The 17528-nt window shown below is 43.8% G+C and carries 14 protein-coding genes and 1 pseudogene; 12 read left to right on the forward strand and 3 right to left on the reverse strand.

Features of this window, described 5'->3' with window-relative positions; genetic code table 11:
• Positions 1–44: 44 nt before the first annotated feature.
• Together L3V30_RS19615 and L3V30_RS19620 are read left to right on the forward strand one after the other, a co-directional pair.
• Positions 45–977, forward strand: a complete 933-nt coding sequence (locus tag L3V30_RS19615) for an AraC family transcriptional regulator (RefSeq protein WP_203347176.1) — start codon at positions 45–47, stop codon at positions 975–977.
• Positions 978–1094: 117 nt separating this feature from the next.
• Entirely contained in the window at positions 1095–3230 is a 2136-nt protein-coding gene (locus L3V30_RS19620) for a TonB-dependent siderophore receptor (protein ID WP_237309606.1), read from the forward strand.
• A gap of 80 nt (positions 3231–3310) precedes the next feature.
• Here L3V30_RS19620 and L3V30_RS19625 read toward each other — a convergent pair whose 3' ends face one another.
• Both L3V30_RS19625 and L3V30_RS19630 read right to left on the reverse strand, forming a co-directional pair.
• Complete coding sequence (locus L3V30_RS19625; protein ID WP_005397363.1) at positions 3311–3997, reverse strand: response regulator; 687 nt, start codon at positions 3995–3997, stop codon at positions 3311–3313.
• Complete coding sequence (locus L3V30_RS19630) at positions 3994–5613, reverse strand: sensor histidine kinase (protein WP_237309608.1); 1620 nt, start codon at positions 5611–5613, stop codon at positions 3994–3996. Before L3V30_RS19630 ends, L3V30_RS19625 begins: the two co-directional genes overlap by 4 nt.
• A gap of 477 nt (positions 5614–6090) precedes the next feature.
• Here L3V30_RS19630 and L3V30_RS19635 point away from each other — a divergent pair, with 477 nt between their 5' ends.
• The 7 genes and pseudogenes from L3V30_RS19635 (at position 6091) to L3V30_RS19665 (ending at position 13490) form a co-directional block, all read left to right on the forward strand.
• The gene (locus tag L3V30_RS19635) at positions 6091–6318 is read left to right on the forward strand and encodes a hypothetical protein (protein WP_005377125.1); all 228 of its coding nucleotides are present in this window, start codon (positions 6091–6093) and stop codon (positions 6316–6318) included.
• Positions 6319–6448: 130 nt separating this feature from the next.
• Positions 6449–7864, forward strand: coding sequence for a TolC family protein (locus L3V30_RS19640; protein WP_005397359.1), 1416 nt, complete (start codon positions 6449–6451; stop codon positions 7862–7864).
• A 3-nt stretch (positions 7865–7867) separates the two neighbouring features.
• Entirely contained in the window at positions 7868–8848 is a 981-nt protein-coding gene (locus L3V30_RS19645) for an efflux RND transporter periplasmic adaptor subunit (protein WP_237309610.1), read from the forward strand.
• Positions 8849–8870: 22 nt separating this feature from the next.
• A complete protein-coding gene (locus L3V30_RS19650; RefSeq protein WP_031780620.1) occupies positions 8871–10037 on the forward strand; it encodes an ABC transporter permease in 1167 nt (388 codons plus the stop codon).
• A complete protein-coding gene (locus L3V30_RS19655; RefSeq protein WP_237309612.1) occupies positions 10034–11185 on the forward strand; it encodes an ABC transporter permease in 1152 nt (383 codons plus the stop codon). The genes L3V30_RS19650 and L3V30_RS19655 overlap by 4 nt, the downstream gene beginning before the upstream one ends.
• 259 nt (positions 11186–11444) lie before the next feature.
• A pseudogene (locus tag L3V30_RS19660) lies at positions 11445–12508 on the forward strand (HlyD family secretion protein).
• Positions 12498–13490, forward strand: coding sequence for a DUF2955 domain-containing protein (locus L3V30_RS19665; RefSeq protein ID WP_237309613.1), 993 nt, complete (start codon positions 12498–12500; stop codon positions 13488–13490). The pseudogene L3V30_RS19660 and the gene L3V30_RS19665 overlap by 11 nt, the downstream one beginning before the upstream one ends.
• Positions 13491–13711: 221 nt before the next feature.
• On the opposite strand, the gene L3V30_RS19670 is transcribed toward L3V30_RS19665, so the two are convergent.
• Positions 13712–14629, reverse strand: a complete 918-nt coding sequence (locus L3V30_RS19670; RefSeq protein WP_237309615.1) for a LysR family transcriptional regulator — start codon at positions 14627–14629, stop codon at positions 13712–13714.
• 302 nt (positions 14630–14931) lie between these two features.
• Between L3V30_RS19670 and L3V30_RS19675 the strand changes: the two genes are divergently transcribed.
• Genes L3V30_RS19675 through L3V30_RS19685 form a run of 3 tightly spaced genes read left to right on the forward strand, consistent with a single transcriptional unit; the run spans position 14932 to position 17388 of the window.
• On the forward strand, positions 14932–15144 hold the full coding sequence (locus L3V30_RS19675; RefSeq protein WP_237309617.1) for a DUF1656 domain-containing protein: 213 nt from the start codon (positions 14932–14934) through the stop codon (positions 15142–15144).
• 10 nt (positions 15145–15154) lie between these two features.
• Positions 15155–16018 (forward strand): HlyD family secretion protein, encoded by an 864-nt coding sequence (locus L3V30_RS19680; protein ID WP_134646498.1) that lies wholly within the window; start codon positions 15155–15157, stop codon positions 16016–16018.
• 14 nt (positions 16019–16032) lie between these two features.
• On the forward strand, positions 16033–17388 hold the full coding sequence (locus L3V30_RS19685; protein WP_237309619.1) for an FUSC family protein: 1356 nt from the start codon (positions 16033–16035) through the stop codon (positions 17386–17388).
• The last annotated feature ends 140 nt before the right edge of the window (positions 17389–17528 follow it).

Consider the following 17528-nt stretch of genomic DNA (forward strand, 5'->3'; position numbering starts at 1 on the left):
AATTAAAGATAATGAGGATACTATTAATGCGAAAGTAGAATGTCATGAAACCAAGCACAAAGAATCTGCACCCGATAAACCGAATACACTCTGTGCTTGATTACATTCACAACAATCTAGATATCGCACTTAGCGTGGATGAAATCTCGAAAGCAAGCTGCTGGTCACGTTGGCAACTGCAACGCGTTTTCCAGCAACACACTGGCGTGTCCGTCGCTCACTATATTAGAGAGCTTAAACTAAGCCTTGCGGCTGAACGCTTAATCCATACATCAGATCGCTCGTTAGATATTGCGATAGAAATGGGGTTTGCTTCTGAACATGCATTCAGTCGAGCGTTCAAAAATATGTTTTCAAAGAGCCCTCGAGATTATCGTAAAGCTCAGCAACTAACGGGCTTGAGGCAACCTTTAACATTGCGCGATACACCAGAAGACGAAAATAGACATAAGTGCTTTATCGAAGTTCGAATAGAAACAAAACCTGCTTTTGTGCTTGCTGGTTATCATGAACCTATTTATGGATTGTTTTCCGCAACGCCCAACTTCCAATCCAAAGTGCCCTCATTATGGTCACAGCTCTATTCATCTGAAAACCATACTCATCTGGAAAGAAACTATCTTGGTGTGATTGACGTAACAAAAGCGTATTCAAACAACCAGCAACTCGAGTATTGGGCTGGTTATGAGTACAACTCAGCGTCAAGAACTTCAATATCCAAAGGCTCTACGCAAGAACCAGATCTTCTGGTTGTTCCTAAGCAAACCTACGCAGTGATTACGCACATAGGTAAAGCATCAAATCTAGCGGCGACGCTTGAGTGGTTCATTTTGCACTGGCTCCCCTATTCCAATTATCACGGTATTGATGGATACGAGTTAGAAGTTTATCCAGAAGACTATGAGGTTGAGAGCGAGAATGCCCAAATGCATTACTGGATACCTGTCAAACCGAACGAAGCCACGCCTATTAGATAGAAGCCTAAGCACTTAGGTTCTGGCTTTGCACCAAATTGTTAACTTTTCCTATTTCTTTCGCTATAGAATGCAAACAACAATCATTATCAACAAATAAAAGTAGTGGAATTAATAAATATGGAAAGTCCGAATCGATTTCATCGTTCTGCGGTTGCAGTCGTGGTATCCGCGCTTATTGCTGGTCACGCCAGTGCCACTGAGAGCACTTCTCAGCACGAAACTATCACAGTACTTGGCGAAACATACCGAAACACCGCAACTAAAACCGTTTTAGAACCGGAAGAAACGCCGCAAGCGATCACGGTAATCACTAAAGATGACATGGACCTGCGCGGCGTAAACTCGGTGAGCGAAGCATTGCGTTACGCGCCTGGCGTAAATACAGAGCTGCGTGGCGGTGCCGTTTCCCGACTTGACCTATTCAATATTCGTGGTTTTATTAACTACACCAACTTTTATGATGGTCTGCCTTTGCTGTACAACGGCTGGAATCTTCAACCTCAGGTCGATTCCGTTGCCCTTGAACAAATCGAGGTTTTTAAAGGGCCAACGTCTGTTCTTTACGGCAATATTCCACCAGGAGGCATGGTCAATATTATCGCCAAGGCGCCTCAGTCAACACCTTCGCACTCTGTCTCGATTAGTACTGGGACTAACAGCCTAAAAGAACTGACGTTCGACACCACAGGACAAATTGGTGATTCTAATGTTGATTACCGTATTATCGGCCTCGCAAAACAGCGAGATGGTCAAGCCGATACGTCTGAAGACGAACGTTATGTCCTCGCTCCATCTTTCAATTGGCAAGCCACAGAAAGCACCTTAGTCAACGTGAATGTTTACTATCAAAATGATCCATCAGCAGGTATCTACACGACCGTGCCAGCGTCTGGCTCAGTGATTGACAACCCACTTGGCTCGATGTCACCAAGCACTTATTTGGGGGATGAGGACTGGAACACTTACGAACGCGAAGTTCTGATGATGGGTTACAAAGTCCAACACGACTTTAACAACAATTGGCAATTTCTACAGAATGCCCGCTACATGACCGCCGATGCCTATCAGGAAAACACATATAACGGTGCACTTGAAGCGGATAACCGTACCGTTGGTCGAAATGCCTATTTAACCGATGAAAAGTCCAAATCCTTTGTGATTGACAACCAACTATCTGGCTACGTTAAAACAGGAGACTTTGAACATAACTTATTGTTCGGAATTGATTATCAGTATCTAGATTCGGATGTAAAATACAAAGATACGCTTGGGTATTCGCTAACTCAGGACATCTTCAATCCTGACCACAACAGCATTGATCGTAATGCACTGAATTTCCAATACAAACAAAACTTAGATATCAAAACGAAGCAAATTGGCGTTTATTTGCAAGATCAAGTTCGTTACGACCAACTTGTAATGATTGCAGGTCTTCGTTGGGATAAATACGATTTAAATACGGACGCCGTGAGCGATTATCTAGGAACAATATCCAACAGCAAGGAAGAGTTAGACGACACCAACGTATCTTTCCGAGTCGGCGGTTTGTATGAGCTAGACTTTGGTCTCTCGCCATATCTTACTTACTCGGAAAGTTTTGAGCCAATTGCGGGTGCCGACTCTTCTGGTAAAGCATTTGAGCCATCAACCGGTCATCAATGGGAGTTAGGCTTTAAATACGCCCCATTATCTGGTGATATCTCAGGTAACTTAGCACTCTTCCATATTACGAAGAAAAACGCGATCTTGACCGATCCGAATAATCCTTATGCACCGAACTATCAAGCGGGCGAAGTGGTATCACAAGGTATTGAACTTGAGGCAAAATGGCAAGCCACAGCACAAGCTGATTTCACTCTAGGCTATACATATACCGATATGGAGATTACCGAGGACAGTTATTACAACCAAGAAGGTAAAACGCCGGTTTGGGTACCTGAGCAAACGGCCTCTCTATGGGCAAATTACTTCTTTGAAGGAAATCTTTCAGGCCTTCGTACCAGTGCTGGCGTTCGCTATGTCGGAGAAGCACAAATTGATGCTCAAAACAGTGAAAAAGTGCCTGACTACACCTTGTTTGATTTGGCAGCAAGTTACGATTTCTCAACAGTATCTGAATCAATGAAAGGGGCTAGCGTCACCCTTTCTGCAAGCAATCTATTCGATAAAGAATATTATTCTTGTTACGACAAAAATAACTGTTGGTTTAACGCTGAGCGTTCTATTGAAGCGAAGTTAGAATACAACTTCTAGTCTCTTGCAATAATTTGTAAAGCGATGGTTTCTACAATAAGCCATCGCTTTTTATTTTGCATAGAGCATCAATATAAACGCTACCGCGTCACTTTTTTATAGCACCTTTCAGGCCTACCTACCGACCCATAGTTTAAATCAGCCTCTAGTTCACCAGTGCTGATCAGATACTCCAAATAGCGCCTTGCCGTTGTTCGGCTAGCACCGATCTTTTCGCCTGCCTCATCAGCGGTAAGCACACTACCATTTGGGAACAACTCTCTGATCTTATCTAAGGTTACACCATCAATCCCTTTCGGTAATCGGTTCGGCAAGTTGTCTTGATTGGCGTGAGACTGCAGCATTTTATCAACGAGGTTCTGATCCAAACTCTCTGCGATGTCTAGTTGTTGGCGTTGGGACACATACTTTTTCAGTGCGGCATCTAAACGTGGAAACATCACTGGTTTGAGTAGGTAATCAACGACTCCCCCTCTCATTGCCTGTTGTAGCGTATCGACATCCCTTGCCGCGGTAATCAAAATGACGTCACAAGTTTGGTTGTTCGCACGTAATGTATTGAGTATCTCAAGCCCTGTTCCATCAGGAAGGTATACATCCATCAACAACAGGTCTGGCTTAAGAATATCGAGTTGCATTTCCGCTTCCATTCTCGTGGTCGCAATGCCGACCACTTCCAAACCTGCCAATTGGCTTAAGTATTTGTGGTGCAGCTCAGCAATAGCCAGATCATCTTCAATGATCATTACGCGAGTCGCCATACTCATAATTGTTCTTCCTTGGGTAAATACACCGTTATTCTTGTTCCATAATTTGTGTTGGGCATCATCTCAACATGGCCGTGATATCGAGTGGCCAACTGGTTGACAAGATGCAATCCTACCCCCCGATTTTGACGAGATTTCGTCGACACCCCTTTTTTAAATAGCGCCTGCGGCTCTATATCGCTTGGTAAACCACAGCCTTGATCTATCACCTCAAGTATCACTTCATTTCCGTAATCGCTCACTGACACATCGATATTTCTGCGCTCCGATGCGACATTCGATTCATCACGAATCGAGGTTAACGTTGCATCGAAAGCATTATCAATTAAGTTGCCCAGAATGGTGACAAGGTCTTCCGAATTTAGCCACTCAGGCAGAGGCTCCAAACGGCTGCCTTCTTCAACCACCAGCTGTAAGCCTAACTCGCGAGCACGTTCAGTTTTTCCAAGCAACATACCAGCAATTAACGGGTCTTTAACGGTGTCTCTTAAAAATTCGATCATCGCTTGATAGTGTGCGGTTTCTTGCCCAATTAACTTTTGTACGGCATCCAGCTCACCCATCTGAACTAACCCGCTAATGGTGTTTAGCTTATTTCGATGCTCATGGGTTTGCGAACGTAATAAATCTGCATATTCTTTGGTTTGTGATAACTGCTCGGTTAGGTCGTTGATTTCATCCCTTAAACGGAAACTCGATACTGCCCCCACTATTTTTCCATCCACATAAATTGGCGAACGGTTTGCGATCAGACGTTTATGATTAAGGAATATCTCAATATCATGATCTTCCTGTCCGGTTTCTAGCACCGTATATAAGTCACTATCGCGTAACGTCTCAGTCAACGGTTTATTAAGAGCTGCCTCTCTATCAATACCGAGAATCTGACAGGCGCTACGATTGATCGAGCGAAGTATCCCTTGGGCATCAATACTTAACACGCCTTCTTTAATGGTACTCATCGTCACTTCTAATTCGCCGTACAACCGCCCTATCTCTTCAGGCTCGAACCCCAAAATGGCGCGCTGAAACTTTCTCGACGCATAATTGGATACAATGGCATTAGCGACAACAACTACGATGACCATTAAAATCAAAAAGGCCAAAAATGGTTCGATGCGGTCTTGCAGCCGGTCGAGCAAATAGCCAACCGAAACCACACCAATGATGTTCCCTTGCTCGTCAAAAATCGCGGCTTTACCACGAACTGAATAACCTAACGACCCCTGAGCTGTCGAGACATAAGACAACCCCTGCTCTAGCGCTCGACGATTGTCACCACCTCTCATTGGTTTACCCAACCGCTCATCAACGGGGTGAATTAAGCGCACTCCCTTATGGTCGCCAATAACGATGAATGCAGCACCGATGGCTTCGGTTAATTCTCGGAAACGAAGTTGGTATGGCTGAGGATTTTGGGCTGCGACCATTTCGCGAACAACGGCGGAGTCTGCTAAAAAACGGGCAACACCTAGTGCTTTTTCTCCCATTTCTTGCTCTTGATTGATTTTGAGATAAGTGAATCCTGCAGCGACAAGCAATAGAAGCTCTATCAACCCCGACAGCGTCATAATAATGAGCATTCGCTTACGAAAGCTGATCGTTTTCCAACTCATTGATACATCCTTATGATTCACTCCCAAGCGATTACGTTAACACTCAGTTAACAGCATGGCTTTGTTGCGGTGATAAATCTGTGAGGAAGGCAAGCAAACCGCAGAGTTTACGGTTAATTAATCGACGAGCTGAAACATAAAATTACAACCATTCACCAAATTCAGCATTCCTCTCTGATACTCAATTCCATACATAAATTGCCCTTTAAAACATGATCGTGATCACATCGATTTTAGCGGTTTTTGAGGCGTTTTTAGACTTTCCAGCGTATAATTTTTAATCAACGAAACCATTGAGAGTTTCGGTTAGAAAGCAGTGAAGCTGGAAGTCTATTAAAAGCTCAACATTGATGTCAGTGATTTGGACACAAATAAAACAAAACACAAATACTGACTATATGACAAACACTTAGACACCATCTGAAAACTGGAAAACTATAAACAGAGGTGCATTTATAGTTAGAAGGAACACCAAACATGGAACGCGATACCTTTGGAATATGCCTGAATAAGGCGATGCTGTCAGAGAATATGTATTCAACGTTTACACACGTCAGGGCTTATGAAAAAAACGGAGGCGGTACTTCTGATCTCAAGGTCCTGTTATCGTTCCCTCAAATGAGTGGAAAAGACCTATTGAATACGATGCGAGGTTCTCGTCAGCTTGAGTGGAGAGCAGAGTTTCACTGTCCATATACGAAGTAAACTTGTAACATCTCCCGCGCCCAGCACAAACATAACTGGGCGCATACTACTACCCAATTTCCCCTCCTACTTAACACCAAGTTACGAATCCTTTATATTAGAGCTTATACTCTACGACAAAGCAGCCATTATGAAAAAAACAGGAAAGTTTTGGATACTGGGCTTACTTAGCAGCTCGATTTCCCTTGCCTGTCATGCGGCACCGATCACTTTTGATACCGCATGGCAGCTATTGCTAGAAAACAACTATTCTCTTAAAGCTCAACGCTCAAACGTCGAGAATTACCAATACCAAGAGAGTGCCACCAGCAATCTCAACTTACCTCAGGTTACCATTGGCGCGAATTACACGCGTTTAGATACCGATATCACGCTGTCGGGAAAACAGATCCTAGACAGCACAGGAACACACATTAACGTACCTCCTGCTTTTCAACCTATTTTTGGTGCCTTAGCTAATACCACTTCGACCATAACCGAACGCGATATTTTCTCTTCGTCTATTCGTGCCATTTGGCCAATTTTTACTGGTGGTCGTATTTCTGCGGCTCAATCAGCAGCAGAAGGCAAAACAGATGAGGCTAAAAGCCAGCTTCTAATGGAACAACAAGCGCGCTTTGAAGATTTGTCGAAGTACTACTTTTCTGTCGTGCTGGCAAAGGAAGTACTCGCAACGCGGCAAGCGGTTGAAGCTGGACTAAAAAAGCATAGAGATTTTGCCATTAAGCTTGAAGAGCAAGGACAAATCGCACACGTTGAGCGCCTGCAAGCCGAGGCTTCTCTAGATAAAGCATCAGTAGAAACACGTAAAGCCGCCAGCGATTTGAGTATTGCTCAAGCAGCATTAGGTAAATTACTTGCGCAAGATGATGCCGTAGAGCCCGCTGAATCTTTGTTTATCAACGACAGTCTTCCCCCTCTTACCGCTTTTGTCGATCAAACGTTGCTTACCTATCCGGGGTTAGAACTTCTGAGCGCTAAACACAAACAAGCCTCTAGCTTAATCAAAGCAGAAAAAGGGAAATACTATCCTGAAGTTTACCTTTACGGAGACTACAGCTTGTATGAAGACGATTCTCTCGCAAGCCAAATGAAGCCTGACTGGTTAGTTGGTGTCGGTGTGAGCATTCCACTGATTGAATCAACAGGGCGAAGCGAAAAAGTCAAAGCAGCTCAAAGCGTCGTCTCGCAGGTCGATTCATTAAAGTCCCAAGCCAAACAAGATTTATCGCTGCTAGTCCAAAAGACATACTTGGAGGCTCAGCAAGCCATTGATGAAGTACAAGGGCTCGCATCTAGCATTGAACTCGCTAACGAAAACCTGCGCTTGCGTGAAAAAGCATTTACTCAGGGTCTGTCGTCTTCTCTGGATGTTGTGGATGCACAACTTTATGTCGCGAGTATAGAAACACAACGTTCAGCGGCACGTTTCCGCTATTTAATATCTTTAACCAAACTACTCGCATTGAGCAGTGAAATGAACAGCTTCGAACAATATCAAAATACCGCTTATATCCCTGCTTCAACATCCAAAGAGGTGAAATAAATCATGGCAGCTAAATCACTAAAACCCGTTTTACTCTCACTTTGTGCTTTGGGTGTTGCCTCTTGGGTTGGCTATCAATTTTACCAAGCCTATCAACCGGAACCGATCCGCTTACAGGGATTAATTGAAGCCCAGCAATACAGCATTTCCTCAAAAGTTCCAGGGCGTATTGATGAGGTCATGGTCCGTAAAGGCGACGATGTAGAGAAAGGCCAGCTTATTTTTACCCTTCATAGTCCTGAAATTGAAGCGAAGTTAGAACAAGCAAAAGCAGGTGAAAAAGCGGCGGACGCCTTAGCTCAAGAAGCTGAGAAAGGCGCACGTGAGCAACAAATCCAAGCAGCAAAAGATCAGTGGATGAAAGCTAGAGCCGCCGCGAATTTAATGGAAAAAACCTACAATCGTGTGAATAACCTTTATAACGATGGCGTGGTTGCAGAACAAAAGCGCGATGAAGCTTTAACGCAATGGCAAGCAGCGAAATACACAGAAAGTGCCGCGTTTCAAATGTATGAAATGGCAAAAGAAGGCGCCAGAAGTGAAACCAAAGTGGCGGCGGCGGAAAAAGCGCGCATGGCATCAGGTGCCGTAGCCGAAGTAGAAGCGTATGCGAAAGATACTCAGATCTACAGCTGGTTTGACGGCGAAGTCTCTCAAGTTCTACTTCAAAGTGGTGAATTAGCACCTCAGGGCTTCCCGGTTGTTACTGTGATAGATACAGAAGATGCCTGGGCGACAATTAATGTGCGTGAAGATTACCTTCAACACTTTAAAAAAGGAGCAACCTTTGATGCCTATTTGCCTGCCTTAAATAAAAATGTTGAGTTCAAAGTAACGCATGTTGCCGTTATGGGTGACTTTGCAACGTGGAGAGCAACCGATGCTTCTCAAGGTTTTGATCTTCGTACCTTTGAAGTAGAAGCTCGTCCAGCTCAACCCGAACCTGAACTGCGTATGGGAATGAGTGTTGTCGTTGAACTTTAATCACAACCACTAGGTTAATGCTATGACGATTAAGATTTCACAGCGGCATATCTTACGACGAGATAAGTGGTTGCTTTCGTGCCTTACTTGGATACCGATTTTGCTCGCGATGATGATTTGGGGAGTGTTCTCTGCGGGCATTGCCCGGGATCTGCCAATCGGTGTGGTTGATCTGCAACATTCCCAACTTTCTCGAAAGCTCATTCAATCTTTGGATGCGTCGTCGAGTCTGGCTGTTAATTATCACTACACCAGTGCAAGCGAAGCAAAAAATGCGATGATTGAAGGCGATATCTACGCTTACGCGGTTATCCCATCTAAATTCGATCAAGATATTCTCCAACACCGCCAACCTCAACTCTCTGTCTTTTACAACAGTCAGTACATTTTGGTTGCGAAACTGATCAACTCTGCCGTTGCGCAAGCACAAGGCTATTTCGATGCTCAGGTTGAAGTAATGAGCAACTTGGCTAAGGGTAACACCACAACGCTAGCGGCGGCTGGGCAGGCTGTACCCGTGTCGACACAAATAACCGCATTATTTAACCGTAACAATAACTACGCACAATTTTTGGTAACGGCTATCGTGCCAGCCATTTGGCAAATATGTATTGTAGTAAGCACTATTTTGATTCTTACCGCGCACTTTCGCATTTATGGTGGAAAGAATGGCTTTGCGTTTTTGGGCGAAAAGCCATACGCCAAGCTCACTTCCCTATTAAGTCAGTACATTCCGGTCTTTATGGCGCAAGGTGCATTGTTCTTATACTGGTTTTATTCCGTGCTTGATTGGCCAATGGAAGGCAGTTTTTTGGTTATGCTATTAGCACAATTGGCGACGGTTATCGCCTGTATCATTATGGGGGCGTTGTTCTTCTTCTTGTCGATGGATCCTGCACGTGCGATGAGTTTTGCTGGCGCGTTTACGGCTCCAAGTTTCGCGTTCATGGGAATTACATTCCCAGTTTCTGACATGAACACGCTCGCTTATGCATGGCGTTCATTATTGCCGATTACCCATTACATTGAAGTGCAAGTGAGTCAAGCAAGCTATGGAGCATCGGCCGCACAATCTTTAAGCTCGCTATGGCCTATGGTTGGCTACGTTGTGCCCTTGCTCATTACCGCAGCCTTGATGGGTAAACATCGAACAGCTTCATCAACACGCCAAGCGAAGGAGGCGGTATGACATTGTGGCAACTGATTAAAGCGGAACTGAAGGCCGTTCTAACCAATCCAGTCGTTACGTTGACCGTTTTTGGTGGTGTCGTATTTTACTCGTTTTTATACCCTTTGCCTTATGCACAACAAACGCCTCGTGAACAACCAATCGCGATTGTTAATTTAGATGGTAGTCAGACGAGTTTAAAGCTGGAACGTATGGTTGATGCCACTCCACAAGTCAACGTAGTTACTCGACTTCATACGATTGCTGATGCAAAACAAGCATTTTTACAACGAGAGATCACCGGTTTTTTAGTCATACCGGAACACTTTTACAAAGACCTCATGTTAGGTAAAAGCCCGACTCTAGCCTATGCTGCGGACGCCTCGTATTTTCTCGTGTACGGAACCGTGGTAGAGGGATTGGCCCAAGCGGGAGGCACATTAGGGGCCCAAGTGAAAGTCAGTAAAATGGTGATAGATGGTGTGCCCATGAGTATGGCTAGCCATAATTACTCTGCTATTAAGCTTAATATGAAACCGACGTTCAACCCAACCATGGGTTACATCGAATACGTAGTGCCAGCAGTATTTGTTCTGATTTTACAACAAACGTTGATCATGGCGGTTGGATTACAAACGGGAACACAGCGTCATGGTCGTGGCTACTGGTCTCAAGTATCAACGGGATCGCTGCTGCTTGTGAGAACGTTAGTATTTGTGGCAATTTATTATTTACTCGGCGCCTATTATTTTGGTTTTAGCTTCGAACGTTTGAGCGTAAACCATATCGCCAATGTGAGCGAACTACTGGCCATGTTGTTCCCGTTCTTTTTAGGTTGCTGCGGACTAGGCTTCTGGCTGGGTTACTTATTACCTCGGCGTGAACTGGTTACCTTAGTCGTCCTCGTGAGTTCTATGCCTCTCATTTTCTTGGCGGGTTTTATTTGGCCGATTGAAGCCATTCCTGCTCCCCTACTATGGATTGCAGATTTAAGTCCAAGTACATGGGCGATCAAAGCTTTCTTAGCGCTAAACCAAATGGGGGCAACCTGGCAACAAGTCGCTCCACATTGGACGGCACTTTGGGCACTCACCGTGCTTTGGGGTAGCGTTGCGTACTGGATTGCTAAGCGCAATAACAAGCCAGTTGTAACAGAAAGTCTAAGTTGATTTCTCTCTACAGCTCAAAGATATAATCACAAATCAAAAACCTGATGGACGATCTGAGGGGCGAAGTATCGCCCCTTTTTTATTGGCGATGTTAGCCAACGTGATTGGAAAGTTCGTTTAGCATGCTTCAGCCTCTCTAAATGGCACCTTCGGAACAATCCTATAGCCTTATCGACAAATAGTTGATTTTTTGGAAGCATTGTTTATGTCACATGTTGTAACATTGCTTACCTAACGTATTGTAACAAGAGAGAATTGGATGTCTAAAGCGGAATCATCTTCCAGAAAGTTAAGCTTTATTATTATTGGCCTCGTTTTTGTGGTTTGGCTATATAGCTTGTGGGCTGATCGAGTAACACCAATCACTGGCACCGCTCGGATTCATTCTTATCTTGTCCGTATTACTCCAGAGGTTTCGGGGAACCTAACTGAAATCCATGTTCGTAATAATCAAGTCGTTAATGCTGGTGATGTGCTTTTCGAAATTGATCCAAGAGATTATCAAATTAATCTGCGTTCAGCCGAAGCAAACTTAGCCATTGCTGGCCAAAACATTGGAGCCAACACAGCGGCTGTTGAAGTGGCACAAGCTAAGGTCATTGAATCACTCGCAGCTCGTGACAACGCAGAGAACAAGCAGCTCGCGTAACCGAGCTCGCCGCAAAAGGGGTATTGAGTAAATCTGAGCTAGACAACGCCATCGAAGCCAAAGCACGAGCTCAAGCCACATTAGAGGCAGCAGAAGCGTCCTTAGCTCAAGCCAAGCATAATCTTGGCCCCGAAGGGCAAGATAATCCCCAGATTCTCGCAGCTATAGCAAATCTTGAAAAAGCGCAACTCGACTTACAACGGACGAAAGTGATTGCTCCATCAAAGGGGATCGTTTCTAACTTACAACTCACTGTTGGGCAAAAAGCGACGACTGGCTCACCTCTTGTCACTTTCATTGATCCGAGAGGCGTGTGGGTATCAGCGCTTGTTCGCGAAAACTCACTCGAGCATGTTCGTGCGGGACAAAAAACAAAGATTGTGTTGGATGCTTTACCTGGCAGAGTGTTTGAAGGGCGAGTAGAAAGCATTGGTTGGGGTACTGGTGGCAGTAACGACGTCGATCCGACAACTGGCTTTTTGGTTGCAGACAATAATTCCTTAAACGCACAGCGCTATCCTGTAAATATTGTTTTTGAAGGCGGAGATATTCCCGAAAACGTACGTTATGGTTCGAAAGCAACGGTCGCTTTTTTAACTGAGCAAAGCACCTTTGGAGAGTGGCTGGCCTCTTTCTGGATGAGAGTGTTGAGTATCTGGACTTATGTTTCATAGTTCAGCAAACCCAATCATTAGATTGGTTTTCACTCCGATTCTTTTACTGTTTTACTTACAGTATTCAGGTGCACCTACTCCCTTTATCGCGCCAATATTCGTTGTGATTTTTCTAACACTGATGCCATCTAAACCCCCGTTCAACATGATGTTGAAATTGCTGGTAATACTCTCACTTCTCAGCTTTGGCATCGTAACTTTAGCAGGAGCGCTCATGAGCTCTCCTAGTGGCTTCTTACTGTTTACTTGGTCACTTCTCTGTTGGAGTTATTACCGAAGTCATCGCGATCCCAAAGACATCGTTTCGACACTCACTTTGATTGTTGTATTGATTATCGTGGTCACAAGCCAACAAATGGGGTTGTCGCTTGAGGGGTTGCCATGGGTCTTATTTACTAGCTTCATTGTTGCGTTGGTTGCCACATATATTAGCTTTTGGTTATTCCCTGGGGACGAAAAAGATATACAACCAGACCAAACCACTCTTGATGGTGCAAACGAACATACCGGGCTTATCGTCTTTAAAGCAACCGCATTGTGTGTTGTTTTGTACGCGCTAATATCATCTGGAAGCTCTCAAACGCTATTGATCGCAATAACATTTGGCAGCATGATTAAGCACCCAGTTAATCAAGACAGTCATTCCTTTGGGCGGTATCGAATTATCACTACAAGCCTAGGGATCTTGTTTACTATTCCATGCATGCTTGCAGTAGCCACAGGTGCACCTACTTACGTTGTACTTGGCGTTACCATCTTTTGTGGCCTGCAACTAGCGTGTTTTGCAATACGTCGACAGACACACTTAACCATCTATCAATTGCTTTTTACTAACTTCACTGTGCTGACTTACCAGATTATTAACAATACGGGCATCGAATCATTTTCTGCTCAAATGACTCGATTCGTCTCTATTTCTATCGCTATAGTTCTAGGGGTACTGGTTCTCAATTTATTTAGATCAGATCAAGAGGTGAAATAACTGCAGCCTCTCTTTCTTAAACTAACAGCGGCTGAGCGATATGAGCTTTCTCATTGAACGAAGCTTGAATAAATAAAAAAAGCATCGATCTTATACTCACATACAGAGGATTACTCCCTCCCAATAACCATTAACGTCCAATCAGAAGAGAAGAATTTTTCAAGTAAAAAAACAAGACTCGAATTGAGTCTTGTTTATAAATGTGGTCTGGATGAATACAGTTATGGCGTCGCTTTAAAATCGCGGATTAGCTTCTCCCGATACGCCGTAATGACCCTCATGATAGAGTCTTTTACATCCCCTATTTGCTTAGAGGGTTGACACCAAAGGCCAAAACCAAACTTAAAGCCTTCTAGTAATTCACAGACTTCAACGGGCTCTATATCATTATTAGAAAATTCGGAATGAGCCAGCGTTCTAGGAAGAATCGCCCACCCTAGCCCTGCTTCAACCATTTTTACAACAAGAGCCAACTGATCGACTTCTTCATGATTCGAACTGACGATAACTTTTTCACCCATTCCTTCTTCAACGAAAGATCGCAACACAAATTGCTTGCTATTCCTCAACGCAGTTAACACTCGGTCGGGTGCCATAGAAGCCAGTTCACCACCTTTCTGGACAAAGGGAACAAATTCAAAGTGACCTAAAAACGTCGAGTCTAGACTGTGTATTGCACGGCTATCATGCACATTAACAATACCGAACTGGTACTCACCAGTCGCTAAACCTTCTTTGATCTCGTTACGGTTACGAACAAAAAAGTTAACTCGCATCATCGGAAAATCTGCCGCTAATTGAACACGAAGTAACACCAGCAAACGATGTGGGATGGCACTAGAATAGGCAATGCTGACACTCTCTAAGCCACCATGAGCAAGGCTCAATGCGACTTTGTCAAACGTACGGGCTTGTTCAATTGTTTGCTTTGCATAGTGGTAAAGAAGGCGAGCATCTTCAGTGGGTTCTACGGAACGGCCAACCCGATTAAACAAGCTCACAGCAAGTAAATCTTCTAAATTCGTAATAACCTGCCCGATGGTTGTTCTGTGCTTATTCAATTTTACAGCAGCCTTGCTAAACGAAAGCTCCTCGTAAACAGCAACGAATGCCAATAGTTGTTCAAGACTAAAATTCATAGGTTTTCTTATATCTTAGGGCTACATGGCTAAACTATCACAAGTTATTGAGAATACTAGCCCGAAAGAGCGACGGTTAACCCGAGGCCTTTATCTTCATCATTAGATACGTAGTTATTCCGCACGTAAATGCGAAAACTTATCGCACTCACACTCCCCTTAAAGCACGTTCGACATCAGACGTAACTCATTACGAACTCTCTAAAAAAATACATTGATGGATTTGATCCTACAAAAGCGATTATTACATTTGTAGGATTTCTCTTATCTTTGCATTCATCAAATAAATAGAGAAAAGCACTATGAACTCAATGCCACATGAGCTTGTGTGGGGTGAAGTTTACTTCCCACCCTTGTTGCTGGTTATTGCATTGGCTTACATTCTCACCATTTTGGTTGGAACCGTTGCAACAAAATTAGGGGTACACAAATACGTTGCGTTTCCAGCACTTGCTGAGCTGAGCCTAATTGTGATTTTTACTGGCGTTATTGGTCTATTCATAACCATCTTTTGAGGCAAATTCCGTGATAAAACGTTATCTAATCACATTTTTATTACTGTGTTCCGCTGGCACTGTGATTTTCAGTTACTACCAATCATACTCAAACAATCCTTGGACTAGAGATGGTCATGTCAGCGCGTACATTGTGTCTATAACGCCCCGTGTAACCGGGCAAGTCATCAAGGTATATGTTGAAGACAACTCCCAAGTTAATGCGGGCGACTTACTGTTTGAGATTGACCCAAGCATTTATAAAGCGTCTTACCACAAAGCCCAGGCGGCTCAAAAGCAAGCCATTGCGTTGTTAGCGAAAGCCAAAAATGAAGAACAACGTGCACTGGAACTAGAAAAGCGTACACCTGGCGCGGTATCTGTGCTGACGTTGAACAATTTGAACAACGCCGTAGAGACAGCAATCGCAAACGTGGAGCTGGCGAAAGCAAACGTCGAAGAAGCAAAACTGAACCTTGATTACACCAAGGTGTACGCTCCAACAAATGGTTACATCACTAATTTTAATCTGCGCACCGGCTCCCAAGTTGTCGCAAACTCACCAGTTGTAGCATTAATTGATGAAGACAGCTTTTGGATCGAAGGCTATTTCAAAGAAACGGATTTAGTTGGTGTTGATCCACGAGATAAAGCATACGTGACCTTAATGATGCACGACGAAATGGTGCTGGAAGGTAAAATCAAGAGCATTGGTTATGGCATCGCGAAGCAAGACGGTAGTACAGGTAACGACCTACTGCCTAATGTGAACCCTAACTTTCAGTGGATACGCTTAGCTCAACGCATTCCAATTAAAGTGAAATTAGACAACTTACCAAAAGATTTTCAACTACGCGTCGGTATGACGGCATCCATCAAAATCATCAAACAATAAATGCGGTGAAATGTATGTTTAATGCCTCAACCAAAGAAGCTATTAAAGCTGCGCTGTCTATCGTTATCGCAATCTGCCTCGCCTTATGGTTTCAATGGGAGAAACCCTATTGGGCAGCGATCGCCGTCGCGGTAATGGCATTAAATGAAAGCTTCGCTCACTCGATAAACAAAGGTCATAATCGCCTAGTGGGAACCCTACTGGGCATTGGCTATGCCTTTTTCCTAATCACAGCATTTTCTCAAGATCGCTTTTTGTTCCTGACTTTTTTTACCCTATTTTTAGGTGTATGCATTTTCATGTCGAGCGACGAAAAGTACGGTTATGTGTTCTCCATAGGCTTTGCTGTGTGCTCTATTATCGCTTGTATGGGAGGGTTTGATAGTCAAGTGACGTTCCATTTCGCAGTACTTCGAATGCAGGAAACTATCCTTGGCATCATTACCTTCTCCGTTGTTTATCGTTTGGTTTGGCCAGTGAATACTGAAGAGAATTTCATTCAACGCTTTGAGAGCAGCCGTGAGGTGTTGCTTAAAGCTATGGACAAACCAAATGACATTGATATTGATGCGCTTGAAACCAACACAGCAAACATTGAGAAGATGTGCCAACTACTGGGATTACCGCTCACGGGCAGTTACCACCTCAAAGAACATCGAAAACTGTGGCATCAGCGCCTCGAAGAGATGAAACGTATTCAAGAACGATTACTTGAACAAGTGGAAAAGCCTCACTGTGATGATATTGACTGGAAACCTGTGGCTCAAAACCTGACGCTATTTGATATCGCTCAGCCAACCACGCATCTAATTGGTCGTACCTTATTGACAGAACAAGTGAAACAGAAAACATCTTGGCATCGTGAACACCGGACTTTCATACAGCACTTGAAAGAAGACCGCAGAAAGGTTTTACAAGGCCTATCGATGTTTATCACCTCGTTATTGGTTTGGATTTATCTCCCTGTACCAGGTGGGTTTATCTTCCCTATGTTGGCCGGTGTCTTTTCATCAATAGTACCTACAATGCCTCCTAGCGTTGTTAAAGGTGCCTTCTTTGGCGTTTTGGGAACAGGTTCAGTGATACTGCTGCAATACATCTTCTTGATGCCCATGATGACTGAGCTCTGGCAACTAGGGTTATTTTATTTCATCAATATTATTTTGATTTGGGAGGTATTTTCTACACCACAGCTGATGATCCATAGGGTCTTAGGCGTCAATTTATTAGTGGTATTAACCTCAGGCGCACTTAACTTGACCCCGGAGTATCGTATCGAAACACCTTTACTCATGCTGGTAAACATCATGCTCATTTTGATGATCGCCAAGTTATTTAATGACCTGTTTCATCCCCGCGTAACCGCTTAAACAAGCAATTAAACCAGGGCAAGATCATGAAAACCCCTTATGGAATAAGGGATGACGTGAAGTCATATTTTCACTAATTAGATACTGAAGTCACAATAATCTCAATACATCCAAGATCGATTTGATGATCAGATTTAGGT

It is taken from the genome of Vibrio sp. A1-1 (genome assembly GCF_021728175.1).
Classification (GTDB): Bacteria; Pseudomonadota; Gammaproteobacteria; order Enterobacterales; family Vibrionaceae; genus Vibrio; species Vibrio diabolicus.